The sequence below is a fragment of the Actinoallomurus liliacearum genome, from assembly GCF_039542035.1.
Classification (GTDB): Bacteria; Actinomycetota; Actinomycetes; order Streptosporangiales; family Streptosporangiaceae; genus Actinoallomurus; species Actinoallomurus liliacearum.
On record NZ_BAABHJ010000008.1, the window covers coordinates 413,083 to 435,215 of the forward strand.

15 protein-coding genes are annotated in these 22,133 nt (G+C 71.1%); 7 read left to right on the forward strand and 8 right to left on the reverse strand.

Features of this window, described 5'->3' with window-relative positions; all coding sequences use genetic code 11:
- Nucleotides 1-43: 43 nt before the first annotated feature.
- Complete coding sequence (locus tag ABD978_RS16675) at nt 44-466, reverse strand: FtsB family cell division protein (protein WP_345354532.1); 423 nt, start codon at nt 464-466, stop codon at nt 44-46.
- 12 nt (nt 467-478) lie between these two features.
- Entirely contained in the window at nt 479-1,759 is a 1,281-nt protein-coding gene (gene eno / locus ABD978_RS16680) for a phosphopyruvate hydratase (protein WP_345354534.1), read from the reverse strand.
- 268 nt (nt 1,760-2,027) lie between these two features.
- On the opposite strand from eno, the gene ABD978_RS16685 reads away from it, so the two are divergent.
- The 4 genes from ABD978_RS16685 to ABD978_RS16700 all read left to right on the forward strand — a co-directional run bounded on the left by ABD978_RS16685 (nt 2,028) and on the right by ABD978_RS16700 (nt 6,614).
- Nucleotides 2,028-3,071 carry an ABC transporter substrate-binding protein gene (locus tag ABD978_RS16685; protein WP_345354536.1) on the forward strand — a complete coding sequence of 348 codons (1,044 nt, stop codon included), beginning with the start codon at nt 2,028-2,030 and terminating at the stop codon, nt 3,069-3,071.
- 27 nt (nt 3,072-3,098) lie between these two features.
- Nucleotides 3,099-3,878, forward strand: a complete 780-nt coding sequence (locus ABD978_RS16690; RefSeq protein WP_345354538.1) for an ABC transporter ATP-binding protein — start codon at nt 3,099-3,101, stop codon at nt 3,876-3,878.
- On the forward strand, nt 3,868-4,752 hold the full coding sequence (locus tag ABD978_RS16695; protein ID WP_345354540.1) for an ABC transporter permease: 885 nt from the start codon (nt 3,868-3,870) through the stop codon (nt 4,750-4,752). Before ABD978_RS16690 ends, ABD978_RS16695 begins: the two co-directional genes overlap by 11 nt.
- 128 nt (nt 4,753-4,880) lie before the next feature.
- A complete protein-coding gene (locus ABD978_RS16700; protein WP_345354542.1) occupies nt 4,881-6,614 on the forward strand; it encodes an alpha/beta hydrolase-fold protein in 1,734 nt (577 codons plus the stop codon).
- 81 nt (nt 6,615-6,695) lie between these two features.
- Here ABD978_RS16700 and ABD978_RS16705 read toward each other — a convergent pair whose 3' ends face one another.
- The 6 genes from ABD978_RS16705 to mfd form a co-directional block, all read right to left on the reverse strand.
- A complete protein-coding gene (locus tag ABD978_RS16705) occupies nt 6,696-8,216 on the reverse strand; it encodes an MFS transporter (protein ID WP_345354545.1) in 1,521 nt (506 codons plus the stop codon).
- 155 nt (nt 8,217-8,371) lie between these two features.
- Nucleotides 8,372-10,762 carry a transglycosylase domain-containing protein gene (locus ABD978_RS16710; protein ID WP_345354546.1) on the reverse strand — a complete coding sequence of 797 codons (2,391 nt, stop codon included), beginning with the start codon at nt 10,760-10,762 and terminating at the stop codon, nt 8,372-8,374.
- A 126-nt stretch (nt 10,763-10,888) separates the two neighbouring features.
- A complete protein-coding gene (locus tag ABD978_RS16715) occupies nt 10,889-13,099 on the reverse strand; it encodes a transglycosylase domain-containing protein (protein ID WP_345354547.1) in 2,211 nt (736 codons plus the stop codon).
- Between the two features lie 94 nt (nt 13,100-13,193).
- Nucleotides 13,194-14,123, reverse strand: a complete 930-nt coding sequence (locus tag ABD978_RS16720) for a nucleoside triphosphate pyrophosphohydrolase (protein WP_345354548.1) — start codon at nt 14,121-14,123, stop codon at nt 13,194-13,196.
- Complete coding sequence (locus ABD978_RS16725; protein ID WP_345354550.1) at nt 14,111-14,794, reverse strand: hypothetical protein; 684 nt, start codon at nt 14,792-14,794, stop codon at nt 14,111-14,113. Before ABD978_RS16725 ends, ABD978_RS16720 begins: the two co-directional genes overlap by 13 nt.
- A gap of 93 nt (nt 14,795-14,887) precedes the next feature.
- A complete protein-coding gene (gene mfd / locus ABD978_RS16730; protein ID WP_345354552.1) occupies nt 14,888-18,472 on the reverse strand; it encodes a transcription-repair coupling factor in 3,585 nt (1,194 codons plus the stop codon).
- A gap of 194 nt (nt 18,473-18,666) precedes the next feature.
- Here mfd and ABD978_RS16735 point away from each other — a divergent pair, with 194 nt between their 5' ends.
- The 3 genes from ABD978_RS16735 (at nt 18,667) to ABD978_RS16745 (ending at nt 22,080) form a co-directional block, all read left to right on the forward strand.
- On the forward strand, nt 18,667-19,371 hold the full coding sequence (locus ABD978_RS16735; protein WP_345354554.1) for a class I SAM-dependent methyltransferase: 705 nt from the start codon (nt 18,667-18,669) through the stop codon (nt 19,369-19,371).
- A 61-nt stretch (nt 19,372-19,432) separates the two neighbouring features.
- Entirely contained in the window at nt 19,433-20,989 is a 1,557-nt protein-coding gene (gene cysC, locus ABD978_RS16740; protein WP_425550722.1) for an adenylyl-sulfate kinase, read from the forward strand.
- Nucleotides 20,990-21,117: 128 nt separating this feature from the next.
- Nucleotides 21,118-22,080 carry a sulfite exporter TauE/SafE family protein gene (locus tag ABD978_RS16745; protein ID WP_345354556.1) on the forward strand — a complete coding sequence of 321 codons (963 nt, stop codon included), beginning with the start codon at nt 21,118-21,120 and terminating at the stop codon, nt 22,078-22,080.
- The last annotated feature ends 53 nt before the right edge of the window (nt 22,081-22,133 follow it).

Below are 22,133 nucleotides of genomic sequence, written 5' to 3' on the forward strand. Positions count from 1 at the left end.
ACCGCCTCGCCGAAATCTGAATGCCAGCGCTCAGGGTATGCGGTCAGCGGCGCCGATCCGCCGCGTCCACCGACCGCCAGAGCGTGACGTACCAGGGCGGGGTCGGCGGCGGGCGCTTGCGGGAGGCGTCCTGACCGTTGTTCTGCCCCCCGCCCAGCACCACGTAGCACTTGGCGCCCGGGTCGCACATGTGCAACCGGCGGCGCGCCTCGCGCTTGATGTAGGACTCGTCGCCGAGCCGCTGCTTCTGCCGGGAGAGCTGCTCGACCTGCCCCTGCGCCACTCGCTGCTGTACCCGCAGCGATCCGATCTCCCGTCGCTGGGCGATGTACTCCCGGACGGGATAGGCCAGGCTCAGGGCGATCGCGCAGGCGACGACCGCCAGGATCGCGGCGCGACTCGTCAGATGAGCGCGCCGCATCTCCTTGGCGTTCCGCTCAGGCGGTCGCCGCTTCTCCTCGGTCATCGGAGCCCGGTCTCACTCCCCGTGGAAGCGGGGGAACGCCGACCGGCCGGCGTACCGCGCGGCGTCGTCGAGGAGCTCCTCGATGCGCAGCAGCTGGTTGTACTTGGCCACCCGGTCGCTCCGGGCCGGGGCACCGGTCTTGATCTGACCGCTGCCGACGGCGACGGCCAGGTCGGCGATCGTGGTGTCCTCGGTCTCGCCGGAACGGTGGCTCATCATCGTGCGGAAGCCGTTCATGTGCGCGAGGGTCACCGCGTCGAGGGTCTCGGTCAGCGTGCCGATCTGGTTGACCTTGACCAGGAGCGCGTTGGCCGCGGCCGAGTCGATGCCGCGCTGCAGACGCTCCGGGTTGGTGACGAACAGGTCGTCGCCCACGACCTGGACGCGGGAGCCGACGGCCTCGGTGAGCGCCTGCCAGCCCGCCCAGTCCTCCTCCGACAGCGGGTCCTCGATGGAGACCAGCGGGTACGCGTCGAGCAGCTCGCCGTAGTAGGTCGCCATCTCCTCGGCGGAGCGCTTGCCGCCCTCGAACGCGTACGTGCCCTCGGAGTGGAACTCCGTGGCGGCCACGTCCAGGGCGAGCGCGATGTCGGTGCCCGGCTGGAACCCCGCCCGCTGGATCGCCTCAAGGATCAGGTCGAGGGCGTCACGGTTGCTCGGCAGCTCGGGGGCGAAGCCGCCCTCGTCGCCGAGCCCGGTCGCCAGGCCCCGGCCCTTCAGCACGGCCTTCAGCGCGTGGTACGTCTCCGCGCCCCAGCGGACGGCCTCACTGAACGTCGACGCGCCGATCGGCGCGATCATGAACTCCTGGATGTCGACGTTGGTGTCGGCGTGGGCGCCGCCGTTGAGGATGTTCATCATCGGCACCGGCAGCACGTGGGCGTTCGGCCCGCCGACGTAGCGGAACAGCGGGAGGTCGGCCGACAGAGCCGCGGCCTTCGCCACCGCGAGGCTGACGCCGAGGATGGCGTTGGCGCCCAGGCGGGACTTGTCGGGGGTCCCGTCGAGGTCGATGAGCGCCTGGTCGATCAGGCGCTGGTCGTCCGCGTCGTAGCCGAGCAGCTCGGGCGCGATCTCGTCTTCGACGCCCTGCACGGCCTTCTCGACGCCCTTGCCGTTGTACCGCTCCCCGCCGTCGCGGAGCTCGACGGCCTCGAACTGGCCGGTCGAGGCGCCGCTCGGCACCGCTGCGCGCGCTCCACTGCCGTCGTCGAGCTGCACTTCCACCTCGACCGTGGGGTTACCCCGAGAATCGAGGATCTCCCGAGCGTGTACGGCTTCGATCGACGACACTTGAGCTCCTTGTGATCACTATCGGACCTTTCGCCCCTGAGCCTAGTCGCCCGGGGCCTGACGGCCGCGCAACGCCACCCCCCTTCCGCGATGCGGGCCGTCCGGGGCCTCTGACGGCCGGATCAGGCCACCGGCCGTCCATCTGCAGCCCCTTCGTCCCGTAGTCAACCGGTTACACCCGCATTCCGGCTACTTGACGCTTCCTTCGAATCCCTTGTCTACTTAAGCGACCAATCACACCTGTTCGATAGACATAGTGGAGTTGCCCATGAAACCGCGGCTCGCGGCCTTCGGCCTTGCCATCATCGTCGGCACCGGGCTGCTCACCGCGTGCGGCGGTGGCGACGACGCCAAGGCGTCCTCCGGCGCCGACGACACCGTCGTCCGGCTCGGCTTCTTCCCGAACATCACGCACGCCACGGCGCTCGTCGGCATACAGAAGGGCATCTTCACCAAGCACCTCGGCAAGGCCCCGAAGACGCTCACCTTCAACGCCGGCCCGGCCGCTACCGAGGCGGTCTTCTCCGGCGCGGTCGACGCGACGTACGTCGGCCCCAACCCGGCCATCAACGCCTTCGTGAAGTCGCACGGCCAGGCCATCAAGATCATCGCTGGCGCGGCCAGCGGCGGCGCCGCCCTGATCGTCAAGCCGTCCATCACGTCGGCGGCCGATCTGCGCGGCAAGAAGATCGCCACCCCGCAGCTCGGCAACACCCAGGACGTGGCCCTCCGCTACTGGCTGAAGCAGCAGGGTCTCAAGACGGACAAGGCCGGCGGCGGCGACGTCCACGTCGTCCCCCAGGACAACTCCCAGACCCTCCAGGCGTTCGCGCAGGGCCAGATCGACGGCGCGTGGGTGCCGGAGCCGTACGCCTCCCGGCTCATCCTGGAGAGCAAGGGCAAGAAGCTCGTCGACGAGGCGTCGCTGTGGCCCGGCGGCAAGTTCGTCATCACGAACCTGATCGTGCGGACCGAGTTCCTCAAGAAGCACCCCGCCCTCGTGAAGAAGCTGCTCGAGGCGCAGGTCGAGGCGACCGACTACATCAACTCCGACAAGGCCGGCGCCGAGCAGGCCGCCAACACGGAGCTGGGGTCGCTGACCGGCAAGCCGCTCAAGCAGGCCGCCCTCGACGCGACGTTCAAGAACGTCACGTTCACCAACGACCCGATCGCCTCGTCGCTGCAGGCCAGCGCCCAGCACGCCGAGGCGGTCGGCCTGCTCGACCACGTCGACCTGAAGGGCATCTACGACCTCGGCCCGCTCAACGAGGTCCTCAAGGCCAAGGGCGAACCGGCGGTGAGCGACTCGTGACCCGCCCGCTGGGCTGAGGGAGAAGAAATGGCTGTCACAACGAGGGAACCGGAGCGGGCGACCGCCCCTCCGGTGCGGATCGACGGCGTCTCCAAGGCGTACGGGACCGGCGGCGGCGCGCTCCTGGCGCTCGACAAGGTGTCGCTGTCGGTCGATCCGGGAGAGTTCGTCTGCATCCTGGGCGCGTCAGGGTGCGGCAAGAGCACACTGCTGTCGATCGTCGCCGGGCTGGACCGGCCGACGCTCGGCACGGTCGACGTCGGCGGCGCGCGGGTGGGCCTGATGTTCCAGGAGCCCGCGCTCTTCCCCTGGCTGACCGTCGCCGGCAACGTCGAGCTGGCCCTGCGCACGCGGGGCGTGCCGAAGGCCGAACGCCGGCGGCGCGCCGCCGACCTGCTGGCGGCCGTGCACCTGGAGGGCTTCGGCCGCAAGCGCCCCCACCAGCTCTCCGGCGGGATGCGCCAGCGCGTCGCCATCGCCCGGGCCCTCGCCCAGGACAGCGACGTGCTGCTGATGGACGAGCCGTTCGGCGCGCTGGACGCGATGACCCGCGACCTGCTCCACGACGAGCTGGAGCGCATCTGGTCCGAGCGTTCCCTCACCGTGCTGTTCGTGACGCACAACGTGCGCGAGGCCGTACGCCTCGGCGACCGCGTCGTCCTGCTGTCCAGCCGTCCCGGCCGCGTCGTCGAGGAGTTCCCCGTGCCGCTGGACCGGCCGCGGCGCATCGACGACGGCGAGGTCGCCGCGTTGGCGGGACAGATCACCGATCGGCTCCGTGCGGAGGTGGGGCGTCATGGATCGTGAGTCGGTCGAGCCGGGCACGTCGGCGACGAACGTGCTCGAGCGTCAGATCGCGGGCCTGGACGCGCTGGAGATGGCGAATCGCGCACGCCCCGGCCTGCTGCGGCGGATCTGGGCGTCGGCGTGGCCGGTGCTCGCCGCGATCGCCATCGCGATCGGCGTCTGGGAGATCGTCGTGCTCAGCGGCTGGAAGCCGACGTACGTCCTGCCCGGCCCGGCGCAGGTCTTCCCGCAGCTGGGCCGGGACCTGAGCGAGTCGTCGTTCTGGGCGGGGCTGGGCCTGACCATGCGCCGCGCGGTGATCGGCTTCGCGCTGGCGATCGTCGTCGGGGCCGCGATCGGGGCGGTCGTGTCGCGGGTGCGGTTCCTGCGGGTGGCGTTCGGCTCGCTGATCACCGGGTTGCAGACGATGCCGTCGATCGCCTGGTTCCCGCTCGCCATCCTGCTGTTCCAGCTCAGCGAGAGCGCGATCCTGTTCGTCATCGTGCTCGGCGCGGCCCCGTCGATCGCCAACGGCCTGATCGCCGGCGTCGACTACACCCCGCCGATCCTGCTGCGGGCGGGGAAGATCCTGGGACTGCGCGGACTGGCGCTGTACCGGCACCTCATCCTGCCCGCGTCGCTCCCGGCCTTCGTGACGGGGCTCAAGCAGGGATGGGCGTTCGCCTGGCGCAGCCTGATGGCGGGCGAGCTCCTCGTGATCATCGGGCACCACACGTCGCTCGGCGTCCGCCTGGAGTACGCCCGGGAGAACATCGACGCGCCGGACATGATCGCCATCATGATCATGATCCTGGTCATCGGCATCGTGATCGACCGGCTCTTCTCCGCCGCCGACCGCACCCTCCGCCGCCGCCGCGGCCTCGACCCCTCCTGAGGAACCGATCACCCGGACGGCCTGAACCGGCCAAAGGCTTTCAGGGGGCGGATCGTCCATTCCGTATGGGCCGTATCCGTGACATCGTCCAGCCCGTAACCACGGCCTCGATCAAGAGGAGGCACGCCGTGCGGGCTCGTGTCATCGGCGCGATCGGTGCGATGCTGCTGACGATGGGCGGAACGGTCGCCGCGGCCGACCCGGATCCGCCGCTGCGGTTCGCCTTGTCGTTCCCGTCGTCGCTGCGTCAGGACGCGGCGGACGGCCGCGCGTACGTCGTCATCTCGCGCAAGGTCACGCCGGAGCCGCGGGAGCAGATCGACATCACCGGCGGCGTGCCGTTCTGGGGGCAGGACGTCGACGGGCTACGGCCCGGGCGTACGGCGTATGTGGACGGGCGGGCGTACGGCTATCCCCTGGAGCGACTGCGCGACCTGCCGTCCGGGCGCTACACCGTGCAGGCGTTCTTCAACGTCTACACGACGTTCCACCGCTCGGACGGCTCGACGGTGAAGCTCCACATGCCGTGCGGGGACGGGCAGGACCTGTTCAACTCGCCCGGGAACATGTACGGCACGCCGCAGACGATCGATCTCGCGCCCCGGCGATCGGGCACGATCCGGCTGAACCTGGACCACGTGATCACGCCCGCGCAACCCGTTCCCGCCGGTGGTACGTGCCAGCAGGGCAACCCGGCGGACACCGCGCACGTCAAGCACATGAAGATCCTCAGCCCGTCCCTGTCGAAGTTCTGGGGACGGCCGATGTACGTCGGCGCGAACGTGCTGCTGCCCGCCGGCTACGACGCGGCCGACGACAAGCGCTACCCGGTGGAGTACCACTTCGCGCACTTCACGACCGGCGCGCCGCACGGCTTCCGCGAGGACCAGGGCAACGCGTTCTCCAAGTGGTGGATGTCGGACAGCGCTCCGCGTTTCATCAGCGTCGAGGTCCGCGAGGAGAACCCGTTCTACGACTCCTCGTACGTGGTGAACTCGGCCAACCTCGGCCCATACGGCGATGCCACCACCAAGGAGCTGATCCCCGCGATCGACGCCGGCTTCCGGACCATCGCCGCACCGTGGGCGCGGGTCACCTCGGGCGGTTCCACGGGCGGGTGGGAGGCGCTCGCGAGCGAGGTCTTCTACCCGGACGTCTACGGCGGAACGTTCGCCGGATATCCGGACCCGGTCGACTTCCACCGCCATCAGATCGTCAACGTGTACGGCGACGCGAACGCCTACGACACCGTCCGCGAGTGGGATCGCACGCCCCGCCCGGACAGCCGCGACGTCGCCGGTGACACGAACTACGTCATGGCCCAAGAGAACCTGTGGGAGCTGGCCCGGGGCGACCGTGACCGCTCGGGCGGCGCATGGGCGATCTGGGAGGCGGTGTACGGCCCTCAGGGCCGGGACGGCTACCCGGCGCTCGCCTGGGACAAGCGGACCGGCGTGATCGATCCCGCGGTGACCGCCCGGTGGAGGCCGATGGACCTGAGCGCGAAGCTCGCCGCCGAATGGCCGGCGCTCGGGCCGAAGCTCCAGGGCCGGATCTACGTCTACGTCGGCGACACCGACACGTACTTCCTCAACGACGCGGTGCAGTTGCTGCAGCAGACCCTCGACGCGCGTACGAACCCGACCGCGGACGCGACGTTCGTCTACGGCCGGGCCAAGCAGCACGGCTGGTCGCCGTACAGCGCGCAGGAGTGGTTCTCGGTCTACGCCGACTACATCGCCCGGCACGCGCCGAAGGGCACCGACACCAGCGCCTGGAGAGGACCGGCCGTCAAGGCCCGGCTGAGCCCCTCCGGCGGCGTGATCATGCCGCCGGAGAAGTCGGTCGGCCTCCCCCGCTGACCCCGCACACGAACCGGCCCCGCATCGGAGAGGATCCGATGCGGGGCCGGGCGTCGTCAGACCGAAGCGGGCCGGACGGGGTCAGATGGCCGGGGCGGGGCCGGGGCCGGGCTCGAGGTCGTCGAGCCGCTCGGCGAGGGTCTCCGGCACCTTCTTGGCCGCGCTGAGCGGGGCGGCGATGTCCTCCAGCGAGACCTGCTCGCATTTGACGCCGAAGATCGCCGCGATGATCCCCGCGAAGCCCATGACGCCCGCCGCGATGAGGTAGGCGATGAACAGCTTGCCGCGGTCCGGGTGGTCCTGGTCGCCGATCAGGGCACCGAAGATCGTCGGGCCGAGGGACCCGAAGATCTGCGCGATGGCGAAGAACAGCGCGATCGCCTGGGAGCGCAGCTCCATCGGGAAGATCTCGCTGACCGTCAGGTAGCCCGAGCTGGCCGCGGCCGAGGCGATGAAGAAGATCACCGTCCAGAGCACCGTCTGCGTGAAGGCCGTCAGCGACCCGATCTTGAAGAGGTAGCCGCTGACCGCCAGGAGCGCGCCGGACACGAGGTACGTTCCGGCGATCATCTGCTTGCGGCCGACCGTGTCGAACAGCCGTCCGATGAGCAGCGGGCCGAGGAGGTTGCCGGCCGCGAAGGCGAAGAAGTACTTCGCCACCTCGTGGTCGGACACCCCGTAGAAGTGCTTGAGCACCAGGCCGTACGTGAAGAAGATCGCGTTGTAGAGGAACGACTGGCTGATCATCAGCGTGGCGCCGAGCAGCGACCGCGAGGGGTAGTCCCGGAACAGCGTCTTCGCGACCTGGGCGAACGAGACGCTCTCCTGCGGGCGCACCTCGACGTACCGCTCGGGGTCGACCGGCTCCAGGGTGCGTCCGGACGCCTCGACCTCGCGTTCGATCAGCGCGACGGTCTTCTCCGCCTCTTCGGCCTGCCCGTGCGCCAGTTGCCAGCGGGGGCTCTCGGGGAGCGTGCGCCGCAGCCCCCAGATCGCCACGCCGATCACCGGGCCGATGAAGAAGCCGACCCGCCAGCCGATGTTGTCGGCGAGCAGGCTGTGGTTGAGCAGGGCGTACTCGCTGAGCGACGCGACGATCGCGCCGAACCAGTACGTTCCGCTGACCGCCAGGTCGACGCGACCGCGGAAGCGCGCCGGGATCAGTTCGTCGATCGCGGAGTGGATCGCCGCGTACTCACCGCCGATGCCCATTCCGGCGATGAACCGGAGCAGGAGGAAGCTGCCGTAGTTGAACGAGAAGGCGGTCAGCCCGTTGGCGACCAGGTAGAGCGCGAGGGTGGCGACGAACAGCCGGCGACGCCCGAGGCGGTCGGACAGCCGGCCGAAGATCAGCGCGCCGAACACTTCACCGATCAGGTAGATCGTCGCCGAGAATCCGACATTCTGGGAGCTGAGGTGCAGCGTGCCGGAGTGCTGCAGGACCGGTCCCACGATGCTGGCGATCTGGATCTCCAGCCCGTCCAGCACCCAGGCCACGCCGAGGGCGGCGATCATCCGGGTGTGGAAGCGGGACCAGGGCAGTCGATCGATCCGCGCGGGTACGAGGCTTCGCACGGTGGGCTGGTGCGGGGGAGCGCCCACGTCGTCTCCTTTGCCGTGTGGTTGCGTACCGTCAGGATGCGCTTACGTTAGAAAGCCCCTGCCGCACGGTGAAGGGATCATGGACAGATCTGAGGTTCAGGGCGTGGTTCATAGCGAAATGTCCGCTATCTGAGTGACCGGCGCGTGACGCCGGGTCAGAGGCCGGGCGTCCGGCCGACCGGTGGCGGGAAGGACGGCTGCGTCGGCGGGCCGGGCGGGGTCGTCGGCCCACCGGGCGGCGGGAACGGGTTGGACGGGGGTTCCTGTCGCGCGCCCTTGCTGACGTAGATGGTGACCGTGGCGCCCGGTTCGGCCGCGGCGCCGCCGCCCGGCGAGGTCCGCGCGACCGTGCCCGAGGGGTACGTGTCCGAGGCGACGCGCGGGCCGATGCTCACGTCGAAGCCCGCGGCCCGCAGCCGGGCGGCGGCCGCCGACGGGCTGAGGCCGAGGACGTCGGGGACCTGCACGCGGTCCTCGCCGGAGCCCTCGCTGTAGTAGTCGCCCGGCGGACTGTGGAAGTCGTGGGCGGGCACGTCCCGCAGCGCGCCGAGCATCGTCTGGCGCCAGATCGGCGCGGGGATGTCCGCGCCGAACACCTCGCCGAAGCAGCGGCCGCCCAGGCAGACGTTCCGCAGCGGATGCTTGTAGCCGCCTCGCGGGTCGCCGACCCACACCGCGCTCGCCAGGTCCGGCGTGTACCCGGCGAACCAGGCGGAGGAGAAGCCGTCGACCGTGCCCGTCTTGCCCGCGGCCGGGCGGCCGATGCCCATTCCGGCGGCCGTGCCCTGGGTCAGCACCCCGCGCAGTACGTGGTTGACGGCGTCGGCGACGCCCTTGTCGATCGCCTGGTGGCAGTGGGCGCTCGGGACCTTCAGCGCGTGACCGGCCGTGTCCGTGATCTTCGTGAGGACGATCGGCTCGCAGTACTCGCCGCGGGCGCCGAAGGCCGCGTACGCCGCCGCGACCCGCAACGGCGAGACCGTGTTGAAGCCGAGCGTGAACGAGGGGTACTGCTGCAGCGCCGAGCCGTCGGCGCGGCGCATGCCGAGCTTCTCGGCCATCTTCACCGTGTCGCAGAGGCCGACCTCCTTCTCCAGCCGGAGGAAGAAGGTGTTGACCGAGTGCCACGTCCCGGTGACGAGGCTGAACGTCCGGCCGCCCTCGCCGTCGGCGGCGTTGCCCAGCGACTCCGTGGAGCCGACCGGCTTGCCGTCGCAGTCGCGGAACCCGGTCGGCGTGTAGTGGTCGGGGGCCATCAGGCGGTGCCCGAACGGCATGCCCTGGTCCAGCGCGGCCGCCAGCGTGAAGATCTTGAAGGTGGATCCGGCCTGCATGCCGATGCTGGTGCCGTGGTCGGAGTCGGCGGCGAAGTCGACCCAGGTCTTGCCCCGCTTCTCGGCGGGCCCCAGATCACGGTCGACCGCCATGGCCTTCACCTGGCCGGTGCCCGGCTCGACGAGCGCCTCGGCGGCCGCCTTGTGGCTGGAGTTCTTCGGCGGGACGTAGTGGTCGACCGCGCGCTGCGCGGCGCGCTGCATCTGCGGGTCCAGCGTCGTCCGGATGATCAGCCCGCCGCGCTGGAGGAGCTTGGTGCGGATCTTGACGGTCTTGCCGAAGATCGGATTGCCGAGGATCTCCCGCTCGACGTAGTCGCAGAAGAACGGCGCCGAGCTCTCCACGCAGCCGTTCGGCGTCGACGTGACGTGCAGGTCGAGACCGGCCCGCTCGGCGTCCGACGCGGTCGCGGCGGGCAGCCAGCCGAGGTCGCTCATCCGTTGCAGCACGGTGTTGCGCCGTTGCTTGGCCAGGCCCGGGTTGACGGTCGGGTCGTAGGCGTACGGGTAGCGGACGATCCCGGCCAGCAGCGCCGCCTCGGGCAGGGACAACTTGGCGGCGGAGTGGCCGAAGTAGTGCCGGGAGGCGGCCTCGACGCCGTACGCTCCCCCGCCGAAGTAGGCGATGTTGAGGTACCGCTCGAGGATCTGGTCCTTGGTGAGCTGCTTCTCCATCGCCACGGCGTAGCGCAGCTCGCGGAGCTTGCGCGCCGGCGTCGTCGCCAGCGCCGACCGGCGTTCGGCGTCGTTGTCGGCGGTCTCGACGAGGAGGTTCTTGACGTACTGCTGGGTGATGCCCGACCCGCCCTGCGTGACCTGACCGGCGGCGAGGTTGCTGGCCAGTGCGCGTACCGTGCCCTTGAGGTCCAGCCCGCCGTGCTCGTAGAAGCGGCTGTCCTCGATGGCGAGGATCGCCTTGCGCATGATCGGCGCGACCTTGTTCAGCGGCACGTCGATGCGGTTCTCGTAGTAGAACGTGGCCAGCTTCGACCCGTCGGCGGCGAGGATCACCGAACGCTGGGCCACCGGAGGGGTCCGCAGATCGCCGGGAATGGCCTCGAACCAGTTGGCGCCGTTGCGCGCGCCCACACCGACCATGCCGACGGTGGAGAAGGCGATGAGCGCCGCCAGCACTCCGGCGACGACACCGGCGCCCGCGAGACGCCCCATGATCCGCAGGGCGTCACTCCGCGGGCCTTCCCCAGTTGACACGGGCTCAGCGTACGACGAACCGGACCCGGAAGGATCTCCACGGGTCAACAAAAGGCCATCGAAATCAGGCCACTATGGGACGAGGAGCGACATTTCGACTGCGGCGGCGAGGCTGCGGCGGCGGTGTCAGTCTCCCTTCCACGGCCAGGCGAACGGCGGATCGAAGAACCAGGGCAGGCGACCGTTCGGCTCGGGGGCATCCTTCTGATCCTGTTCCGCCCCCATGCCCTTCTCCTTGGTCTTGTCCTTGTCCTTGTCCTTGTCCTTGTCGTCCTCCTTCTCGCCGTCGCCCTCCCGGAAGTACTCCCCCGGCGGGGCCTCGAAGTCGTGCTCCGGAACCCCCTTCAGGGCGGCCTCCATCGTCTCCCGCCAGATCGGCGCCGGTACGTCCGCGCCGTACACCTGGCCGTAGCACCCCTCGCCCAGGCACACGTCACGCAGCGGATGACTGTAGCCGCCCCGCGGGTCGCCGACCCACACCGCGCTCGCCAGGTCCGGCGTGTACCCGGCGAACCAGGCGGCCGAGAAGTTGTCGACCGTGCCCGTCTTGCCCGCAGCCGGGCGCCCGATCTCGTTGCCCTTGGCGGTGCCCTTGGTCAGCACGCCCCGGAGCACGTGGTTGACCGCGTCCGCGACGCCCTCCTCGACGGCCTGGTTGCACTTGGCGCGCGGTACCGGCAGGGAGCCCGTCGGGCCCATGATGCTCGTGATCGCGATCGGGCGGCAGTAGCGGCCGCGCGCCGCGAACGCCGCGTACGCCGCCGCGAGCCGCAGCGGCGAGACGGTGTTGAAGCCGAGCGTGAACGACGGGTACTGCTCGAGCTTCTGCCCCGTCGCCCGCCGCATGCCCAGCCGGGTCGCCATCTTGTACGTCGCGCACAGGCCGACCTTGCGCTCGAGTTCGAGGAAGAACGTGTTGACCGAGTGCCACGTTCCGGTGACCAGGGTGAACTGCTTGCCGCCCTCGCCGTCGCCCGCGTTGCCGAGCGAGACGCGCGGGTCGCCGACGCGGTCTCCGTCGCAGTTCCGGAACCCGGTCGGGACGAACGACTTCGGCGCGTCCAGCTTGTGACCGAACGCCATGCCCTTCTCCAGCGCGGCCGCCAGCGTGAAGATCTTGAACGTCGACCCCGCCTGCATGCCCAGGCTGGACCCGTGGTCGGAGTCGGCGGCGAGGTTCACCCACAGCGTGCCGCGTTTGGTGCTGTCGCCCATCCGGCGGTCGAGGGCCATCGCGGTGATCTCGCCCGTGCCGGGCCGGATGAGCACCTCGGCGGCCGCCTTGCCCGACTTGTTGTTCGCCGGCACGTAGCGGTTCAGGGCGTGCTGGGCGGCCTTCTGCATGCGGGGTTCGAGCGTGGTGTGGATCTGCAGGCCGCCGCGCTGCAGGAGGAAGCGGCGCTCCTGGGGGGTCTTCCCGAACGCCCGGTTCGCCAGGATCTCCCGCTGTACGTAGTCGCAGAAGAACGGCGCGGAACTCTCCACGCACCCGTTCGGCGCGGCGGTGATCCGCAGCCCCAGCGGCTGGGCCTTGACCTCGGCGGCCTGCGCCGGGGTGACCACCTTGAGCTCGGCCATACGGTCGAGCACCGTGTCCCGGCGCTCCCGGCCCCGCACCGGGTGGAGGTTCGGGTCGTACGTCTGCGGCGCCCGTACGACCCCCGCCAGCGTCGCGGCCTGCGCCAGCGACAGGTCGGCGGCGTGCACCCCGAAGTAGTGGCGGGCCGCCTCCTCCACGCCGTACGCGCCGTCGCCGAAGTAGGCGATGTTGAGGTACCGCTCCAGGATCTGGTCCTTGGTGAGGTGCTTCTCGAGGCCGATGGCGAGCCGCAGCTCGCGGAGCTTGCGGACCGCGGTCGGTTCGAGCGCCTCCCGGCGCCCCGCCGCGGTGGTGGCCGTCTCGGCGAGGGCGTTCTTGACGTACTGCTGGCTGAGCGTCGACCCGCCCTGGATGACGGTCCCCGCGCCGAGGTTGGCGATCAGCGCCCGCAGGATGCTCTTGGCGTCCAGCGCGCCGTGCTGGTAAAAGCGGCTGTCCTCGATCGCGATGATCGCCTGGCGCATGATGGGGGCGACCTTGGCGAGCGGCACCTCGACGCGGTTCTCGTAGTAGAACGTCGCGAGCTTCGACCCGTCGGCCGCCAGGATGACCGAACGCTGCGGGAGCACCGGGGCGGCCAGCGACTCGGGCAGCGTCTCGAAGGAGTGGTTCGCGGCCTTCACGCCCAGACCGGTGGGCAGCAGGACCGGCAGCGCCAGGCAGGCCGACAGCACGCCGGCGGCCACCCCGGCGATCACCAGGTCCGTCAGCCGCGCCGACCGCCGCCCCGAATCCATCCCCACACTTCGCGGTCATCCCCACACAGACGGTGATCGGAAACCTGGGGAGGGGATTCACCGGCCATCGCCGTAGCCGTCCCGGTCTCGCCGGTTATCGACCCTCTTGCCGCTGCTCGACGCGCTCCTGGAAACGGCGGGCGGCGGCGCGGAGCTCGGCCTCGGGGTCGCGGCCCTCCTCGCGGAGCCGGCGGACGAGCGCGAACAGGTCCGCGCCCACGCCGTCGTCGGCGAACAGCTCCTCCGGCACGTCGGCCTTTGCCGCGCGCCGCTGCAACTGGGCCGCGAGCGAGAGTGCCGGCTGGGACATCGGGACCCCGTGGAAGATCGAGGCGTCCTCGCCCCGCTCCGCGGACTTGATCTTGTCCCAGTTGGCGTTGACCTCGTCGGCGTCCGCGACCGTGACGTCGCCGAACACGTGCGGATGGCGACGGACGAGCTTCTCGACGATGCCCTCGGCCACGTCGTCCACGGTGAACTCCGGCGACACCTCCGCGTGGAAGACCACCTGCATGAGGACGTCACCGAGCTCCTCGCGCAGGGCCTCGAGGTCGCCGCCCTCGATGGTGTCGACGACCTCGTACGCCTCCTCGAGGAGGTACGGCGCGAGGGAGGCGTGCGTCTGCTTGCGGTCCCAGGGGCACTCGCGGCGCAGCGTCTCCATCACGGTGACGAGGTCGAGGAACCGCGCGCCGGGCAGGTCGTACGCGCCCTGGACGACCTCGAGCGGCGGGGGCTCGTCCAGCCCGACGAGGACCGAGCCGACCGAACGCATCAGCGCCTCGTCGCCGTCGGGGTCCGCCAGCCACACCACGGTGCCGGCCGACGCCTCGCGTACGAGGGCCGTGGCGTCCGGCTCGACGACCTCGACCGTGACGCCGGCCGCGCGGACGTACGGCACCTGCGGGTGGTCGGCCGAGCCGGCGAGCACCCGGCCGGCCGAGCGCAGCGTCTCCCAGGCCGACCAGGTCAGCTGCCCCGGCGCGACCCGCGGTGAGGAGGCGAGGAAGATCAGGCCTGGCACGAGACTCCGCCGCTCGTGGTCGGCGTGCCGGAGTCCGGCTTGGACAGGGTCGGGCAGACCGGGCCGAGGGCCATGTGCTGGAAGTCGAAGGAGCCGTAGCGCGGGTTCACGTCAAGCTTCAGCCGGCGGCCCGCCCGCTGGTACATGCCGGCGACCTGCTGCAGCGCCTGCTGCTGGGACTGCTGGTCCTGCGCGGTGGTCACGCCGTACTTCTGCATGAGCTCCTGGCGGAGGACGACCGACTTCACGTAGTCGCGGCTGTACTCGGTCGGCAGGCCCTGGGCGAGCACGTTGGCGTCGATGGTGGGCAGCCCGCCGTTCTGCGCGATGATCGCGTCGACCTGGCCGCCGCTGACGCTCACGCCGTCGGCGCGCCCGACCTCGTCCCAGACCTTCATGTCGACGAGCTGGTACAGGGCGCTGCGCTGCGGGGAGGACGGGTCGAACGGCACCTGCTGCCCCTGGGCCTGCGCCTGCTGGGCGATCTGCTGCGCGCCCGGGTACTTCGGCAGCTCCTTGGACCACTTGTCGACCGTCGAGTTCAGCTTCGCGATCGTGATGCGGTCGTTCCCGACCAGAGCCGCCGCCCCCGTCTTCACGGGGCCGCAGGCGGTGAGCGCCGTGCCGGCCAGCGCGGCGGCGATCATGATCTTGAATGGCTTACGGATCACAGCGTCCTTCTCAATTCCTCGCCCGCGGGGGTCGCGGGGTACGTCCGGTACCGGGGATCTCCTCGCCCCGACTCGTCATCTGGCCGTGGCTCGTCATCGGGCCACGGGATCGGGCAGGAACAGCGCCTCCACCAGATCGGTACACCATTTCAGCAGCTCCTGGTCGCGCAGCGGACGCCCGCCGAGCGGAGCGGTCTTGGGCACCGGCACCAGCAGGGTATTCGTCGCCGTCTTCAGGATGCTCTTCGGGTACAGGCGCTGGAGCCGCACCGTGCGCGACTCCGGCAGGCTGACCGGCGAGAACCGGATGTGGTTGCCCTGCAGGGTGACGTCCGTTAGCCCGCCCCGGCGGGCCAGGGCACGGAACCGCGCGACCTCCAGGAGGTTCAGCACCGGCACCGGCGGCGGCCCGAAGCGGTCGGCCAGCTCGTCGCGGACGGCGATGATCTCGTCGTCGTTCTGGATCGCCGCGATCCGGCGGTACGCGTCCAGCCGCAGGCGCTCGCCGGGGACGTACTCGTGCGGAATGTGCGCGTCGACCGGCAGCTCCACCTTGACCTCGGGCGTCTCGGGGACGCCCTCCTCCCGCAGCTCGCGCACGGCCTCGCCGACCATGCGCACGTACAGGTCGAAGCCGACGCCGGCGATGTGCCCGGACTGCTCGGCGCCCAGGACGTTGCCGGCGCCCCGGATCTCCAGATCCTTCATGGCCACGAACATGCCCGCGCCGATCTCGGTGTGCTGGGCGATCGTCGCCAGCCGCTCGTGCGCGGTCTCGGTCAGCGGCGCCTCGGGCGGGTACAGGAAGTAGGCGTACGCGCGCTCCCGGCCACGGCCGACCCGCCCGCGCAGCTGGTGCAGCTGCGACAGGCCGTACATGTCGGCGCGGTCGACGATCAGGGTGTTGGCGTTCGGGATGTCCAGGCCGCTCTCCACGATCGTGGTCGCGACGAGGACGTCGTACTCCTTCTCCCAGAAGTCGACCATGATCTTCTCGAGCTGGTGCTCGTTCATCTGGCCGTGCGCGACGCCGACCCGGGCCTCCGGCACCAGCTCGGTGAGGTGCTTGGCGACCTTGTCGATCGAGCGCACCCGGTTGTGCACGAAGAAGACCTGGCCCTCGCGGAGCAGCTCCCGCCGGATGGCCGCGGCGATCTGCTTGTCGTCGTACGGCCCGACGAACGTCAGGACCGGGTGCCGCTCCTCCGGCGGGGTGAGGATCGTCGACATCTCCCGGATGCCGGTGAGCCCCATCTCGAGGGTGCGCGGGATCGGCGTGGCCGACATGGCGAGCACGTCGACCTGGGTCCGCATCTCCTTGAGGCGTTCCTTGTGCTCGACGCCGAACCGCTGCTCCTCGTCGATGATGATCAGACCGACGTCCTTGAAGCGGGTCTCCGGCGAGAGCAGGCGGTGCGTGCCGATGACGAGGTCGACGGTGCCCTCGGCGACGCCGCGCAGCGTCTCCGCGACCTCCTTGTCGGTTTGGAACCGGCTGACCGGCTTGATCACCACCGGGAACGACGCGAACCGCTCGGTGAACGTCGACAGGTGCTGCTGCACCAGCAGGGTCGTCGGCACCAGCACCGCGACCTGCTTGCCGTCCTGCACGGCCTTGAACGCCGCCCGCACCGCGATCTCGGTCTTGCCGTAGCCCACGTCGCCGCAGATCAGGCGGTCCATCGGGACCGGCTTCTCCATGTCGGACTTGACCTCGTCGATGGCGGCGAGCTGGTCCGGCGTCTCGATGTACGGGAAGGCGTCCTCCAGCTCGCGCTGCCACGGGGTGTCCGCCTGGAAGGGATGCCCCGGCGACGCCTGGCGGGCCGAGTAGAGCCGGATCAGCTCGCCCGCGATCTGGCGGACGGCCTTGCGCGCCCGGCCCTTCTGCTTCTGCCACTCGGCGCCGCCGAGCCGGTGCAGGCTGGGCGCCTCGCCGCCGACGTAGCGGGTGACCTCGTCGAGCTGGTCGGTCGGCACGAACAGCCGGTCGCCCTTGGCGTACTCGATGATGAGGTACTCGCGGGTGGCGCCCTGCACGGTCCGGCTGGCCATCTCGACGTACCGGCCCACGCCGTGCTGCTCGTGCACGATGTAGTCGCCGACGGTGAGCTGCAGCGGGTCCACGCCGCCGCGCCGCCGCGACGGCATACGCCGCATGTCCTTCGTGGAGGACTTCTGCCCCGACAGGTCGGTCTCGGTGAGCACGGCGAGCTTGACGGCCTCCCAGACGAAGCCGTGGTCGAGCAGGCCGCAGGCGACGTTCACGATCGCCGGCTCCGGCGCTCCGGGCAGCTCGGTGACCTTCGCGCCGAGCCCCTGCTCGCGGACCACCTCGGCCAGCCGCTCGGCCGGGCCGTGGCCCTCGGTGACGAGCACGACCCGCCACTCCTCGTGGATCCAGCCCTTGACGTCGCCCATCACCCGCTGGGTGTCGCCCCGGTAGGCCTCCGCCGCGCGCGCCCCGATCCGGAGCGCGCCGCCGTCGCCCGAGTCCGGTGCCTCGTCGGCGGCCACCTCGGTGAGCTCGCCGGTGGCCGCGGAGTACTCGCGGCGGGTCCGGCCGGTGCCCGCCGACTCGGCGCTCGCGAACGGCGTGATCGTCCACCACGCCAGGCCGAGCTCCCCGGCGTGGTCGCGGACCTCGTCCAGCGTCTTGTACGCGGCCGCGCCCAGGTCGATGGGCGCCTCGCCGCCGGCGGCCGCGTTCACCCACGACGCCTCGAGGAACTCCTGGCTCGTGCTGACCAGCTCGGCGGCCCGGGTACGGATGCGCTCGGGGTCGCAGACGACCGCCGAGGAACCGGCCGGCAGGACGTCGAGGAGCAGCTCCATGTGGTCGGCGAGGACCGGCGCGAACGCCTCCATCCCCTCGACCGCCGCGCCGTCGGCGATCTGCTCGAGGACGTCGGCGAGCGCCGGGTGCTCCCGGCCCAGCTCGCGGGCGCGCTCGCGCACGGACGCGGTCAGCGGCAGCTCGCGGCACGGCGGCGCCCACAGCCCGTCCTGGGCGACCTCGAGCGAACGCTGGTCGGCCGCCTTGAAATAGCGGACCTCCTCGACCTGGTCGCCCCAGAACTCCACGCGCAGCGGGTGCTCCTCGGTGGGCGGGAACACGTCGAGGATGCCGCCGCGGACGGCGATCTCGCCGCGCTTCTCAACGAGGTCGACGCGGTTGTACCCCGCGTCGACCAGGCGGCGCACGACGTCGTCCAGCTCGGCCTCGTCACCCGACCGCAGGCGCACCGGCTCCAGGTCGCCCAGCCCGGCGACGATCGGCTGCAGCACGGCCCGGACCGGGGCGACGACGACCTGCAGCGGACCGGCCGCCGGGTCGTCGGGGTCGCCGTGGGCCAGCCGCCGCAGCACGGCGAGGCGCTGGCCGACCGTGTCCGAGCGCGGCGACAGGCGCTCGTGCGGCAGCGTCTCCCACGCGGGGAACTGCGCGACCGCGGCCGGGTCGAGCAGGCTCGTCAGGGCCGCGGTCAGGTCCTCGGCCTCCCGGGCCGTGGCGGTGACCATCAGGACGGTGCGCCCGCGCTCGCGGGCCAGCGCGGCGCCCAGGACCGGGCGCAGCGCCGGCGGCGCGACGAGGTCCAGGTGGGCATCGGCGCTCTTCAGCGCGCGGACGAGTGCGGGATCGGCGACGGCGACGTCGAGCAGTCCGGAAAGGGTCATGAGCTCATCAAGGGGCAGGCAGCATGAAGACCCGAGAGTGATCTCACCCCGGGGTCCCCAGCCTACGCGTCACCCGTACCACAAGCCGCAGCACCCCGGCGAAGCGGGTGGTACCAGAGAGCGATCAGGGACAGACGACACGGACAATGCCGAATGTGAGCACGGCGCGCGAGCGGGCGGCTACGCTCCGGGGCGTGACCGACCTGCGGACGCCGCCGACCTTCGACACGGACGTCTTCCACGAACGCGTTCGCGAGTACGCCGACGAGAGGCCGTTCGAGCGACTACGCGTACTCGACGCCGGCTGCGGCCGGAGCGCGCCGCTCGACCTGCATCCCGCCGAGTGCCACGTGACCGGCGTCGACGTCGACCTCGCGGAGGTGCAGGCGGGCGTCCGCGCCCGCCGCGACCTCGACGCCTGGCACCTCGGCGACCTGCGCACGGTGCCCATGCCGCCGCGCGTCTACGACATCGTGCACGCCTCGTACCTGATCGAGCGGATCCCGCACGCGGAGCTGGTCCTCGACCGGTTCGTCGCGGCGCTCCGGCCCGGCGGCCTGATGCTGGTGCGGTTCCGGGACCGCGACAGCGCGTTCGGCCGCCTGGACCGGATCGCTCCGCGGTGGCTGCGCTCCATCCTGTGGCAGCGCGGCGTCCCGCCGCGGCCGGTGTACGAGCGGGTGGCGTCGCTCGCCGGGATGCGGGCGTACTGCCTGATGCGGGGCCTGGTCGTCGTCGAGGAGCACACGTCCGCCGGAAGGGTGACCAGGTCGGGGACGGTCGTACGGATGCTGTGCCGGGCGGTCGCCGTCTTGTCCCGGAATCGGGCGACCTCGGCGTACAGCGAGGCCGCCATGGTGATCCGAAAGCCGGAGAATCGCTACGCGCGCATCATCTGAGGTGGCACCGGCAGAGCGTAGAGTTCAAGAGTCAACGGTCGAAACACGATCGGAGCCTGCGTTGACGACGGAAGCCGGCGACCTACGCGACCTGCCGAGCCTGACGCCCGGCCCGGCCGAGCTGGCCGACCTCGAACTGCTGCTGAACGGCGCGTTCCAACCGCTGACCGGTTTCCTCGGCGCGGTGGACGCGGCGACCGTGGCCGCCGCCGGACGGCTGGCCGACGGCACGCCGTGGCCGGCGCCCGTGACGCTCGCCGTCCCCGAGGACCTCACCAAAGAGGAGCGCCTCGTCCTGACCGATCCGGAGGGCGTGCCGCTCGCGGTCCTGCACGTCCACGAGACCTGGCAGGACAACAAGTCACCGGCCGGCTTCCCCGAGGGCGATCCGCTCCGGGCGTCGGAGACGACCTCCTGGCACGCGGCCGGCCGGGTCGAGGTGCTGGGCGCTCCGGAGCACGGCGCGTTCCGGCGGCTCCGGCTGTCCCCGCGTGAGGTGCGCGCGGAGCTGGCCGGGGCGACGACCCTGGCGCTGGCGACCCGCGGTCCGCTGCACCGGCGGCATCTCGGCCAGTTGCGGCAGCTCGCCGAGAAGCTCGACGCGCGGCTGCTACTGCTGCCGTTGATCGGCGAGGGGCACGACGACGCGCTCGTCCGCGCCCTGCTGGCCGTCCGCCGCGAATTGCCGGCCGGCACGCTCGTCGTTCCGGTGCCGCTGATCGAGCGGCCGGGCCGCGACCTGGCCCTCGCGGCCCACGTCGCCGCCGCGTACGGCGCCACCCACTTCTTCCTGGAGCCCGCCGCCGACGCCGAAGAGACCGCGCGGGCGGGTACGTGGACCGTGCCGCCGGTGATCGGGCAGTTGCCGATCGAGCCGGTCACGCCGGAGCCGTGGGCGTACGACGAGAGCGTCGAGGTCTGGCGTCCGGTCTCCAAGATCGATCCCGACCACATCCGGTCCGAACCGACCGAGGCCGAGCTGGCCGCGATGCTGGACCGCGGCGAGAAGGTCCCGGAGTGGTTCACGCTGCCGGCGGTGGCGGAGGAGCTGCGCCGGGCCGATCCGCCGCGGCACGAGCGGGGTCTCACCGTGTTCTTCACGGGCCTGTCCGGCTCGGGCAAGTCGACGATCGCGCGCGGACTCGCCGACGCGCTGGTCGAGCGGGGCGGGCGTACGGTCACCCTGTTGGACGGCGACGTGGTCCGCCGGCTGCTGTCGGCCGGCCTGACGTTCTCCAGGGACGACCGTGATCTGAACATCCGCCGCATCGGGTACGTCGCCGCCGAGATCACCCGGCACGGCGGGGTCGCGATCTGCGCGCCGATCGCGCCCTACGCCGCGACGCGGGCGGAGGTGCGCCGGATGGTGAACGCCGCGGGCGACTTCGTCCTGGTGCACGTGGCCACGCCGCTGGAGGAGTGCGAGCGCCGCGACCGCAAGGGCCTGTACGCCAAGGCGCGGGCCGGCCTCATCCCGGAGTTCACCGGTATCTCCGACCCCTATGAGGTGCCGGACGACGCCGAGCTGACCGTCGACACCTCGCAGCTGACGCCCGAGGCCGCGGTGGAGCGGGTCCTCGACCTGCTCATCGCCGGCGGCTGGGTGCGCTCAGAGTAAGGGTTCCGTCACCTAACGCCAACAGCGGCCTCTCTGGCGATCCTCGTTCGTCACCGCGTAGTCTGAATGTCCGACTTTCCCGATTCAACGGGTAGGGCATACGGATGCACTTCGATTATCAGATGGCCATGGGATCGTTCCTGGTCGCGATCGTGGTGGGACTGACCGGGATGGGCGGCGGCGCCCTGATGACCCCGATGCTCACGGTGTTCTTCGGCGTTCCGCCGCTCGCCGCGGTCTCCAGTGACCTCGTCTCCGCAGCCGTGATGAAGCCGGTGGGCAGCCTCGTGCACCTGCGCCGTGGGACGGTCAACCTGCGCCTCGTCGCCTGGCTGTGCGCCGGCTCGGTACCGACCGCGTTCTGCGGCGTCCTCCTCGCCCGCGCGCTCGGACACGGCGACCGGCTCCAGAACGTCATCGAGATCGCCCTCGGCGTCGCCCTGCTCATCGCCGCGTCCGGCCTCGTCATCCGCAGCTACCTGACGATGTCCGCAGGCGGCCCGCGCCGGGCGCCCCGGGACACCTCCCCCGATGACGCGCCGTCGGCCCCCATTTCCGTGCGCCCTATCCCGACCATGTTGGTCGGCGCGGTGGGCGGTCTCGTCGTCGGAATGACCTCGGTCGGCTCCGGCTCACTGATCATCGTCGCCCTCCTGGCCCTCTACCCGAAGCTCACCGCGAACCGGCTGGTCGGCACCGACCTGCTGCAGGCCGTGCCCCTGGTGTGGGCGGCGGCGCTCGGGCACATCCTGTTCGGCGACTTCCAGCTCAGCGTCACGCTGGCGCTGCTGGCCGGCTCGATCCCCGGCGTGTTCCTCGGTTCGCTGGCGTCGTCCCGCGCCCCGGGCGGCCTGATCCGGTGGGCGCTGGCGTTCGTCCTGCTGGCGTCGGCGCTGAAGATGTTCGGCGTCGGAACCACCCCGATGGCCTGGGCACTGGTCGCCGCGGTCGTCGTCGGCACGGCGGCCTGGTGCCTGCTGCGAGCCTGGAACGGCCTCCGCCCGCTACCCCTCCCCCACCACGACACGCCACCCGCCCAGCCCGTACGCACCGGCCACTCGAAAGCGGACACCTCCGTCGTGACCCACTGACCTCCCCGTGGCCATCGCCGACCGGGGCGCGGGCATAACGCTCGGCAAAGCCC

What these genes read in the sequence shown, in the direction of transcription:
- ABD978_RS16675 (WP_345354532.1), bottom strand. Translation starts at nt 466, where the DNA reads ATGACCGAGGAGAAGCGGCGACCGCCTGAGCGGAACGCCAAGGAGATG.
- ABD978_RS16685 (WP_345354536.1), top strand. Translation starts at nt 2,028, where the DNA reads ATGAAACCGCGGCTCGCGGCCTTCGGCCTTGCCATCATCGTCGGCACC.
- ABD978_RS16690 (WP_345354538.1), top strand. Translation starts at nt 3,099, where the DNA reads ATGGCTGTCACAACGAGGGAACCGGAGCGGGCGACCGCCCCTCCGGTG.
- ABD978_RS16695 (WP_345354540.1), top strand. Translation starts at nt 3,868, where the DNA reads ATGGATCGTGAGTCGGTCGAGCCGGGCACGTCGGCGACGAACGTGCTC.
- ABD978_RS16715 (WP_345354547.1), bottom strand. Translation starts at nt 13,099, where the DNA reads ATGGATTCGGGGCGGCGGTCGGCGCGGCTGACGGACCTGGTGATCGCC.
- mfd (WP_345354552.1), bottom strand. Translation starts at nt 18,472, where the DNA reads ATGACCCTTTCCGGACTGCTCGACGTCGCCGTCGCCGATCCCGCACTC.
- ABD978_RS16745 (WP_345354556.1), top strand. Translation starts at nt 21,118, where the DNA reads ATGGGATCGTTCCTGGTCGCGATCGTGGTGGGACTGACCGGGATGGGC.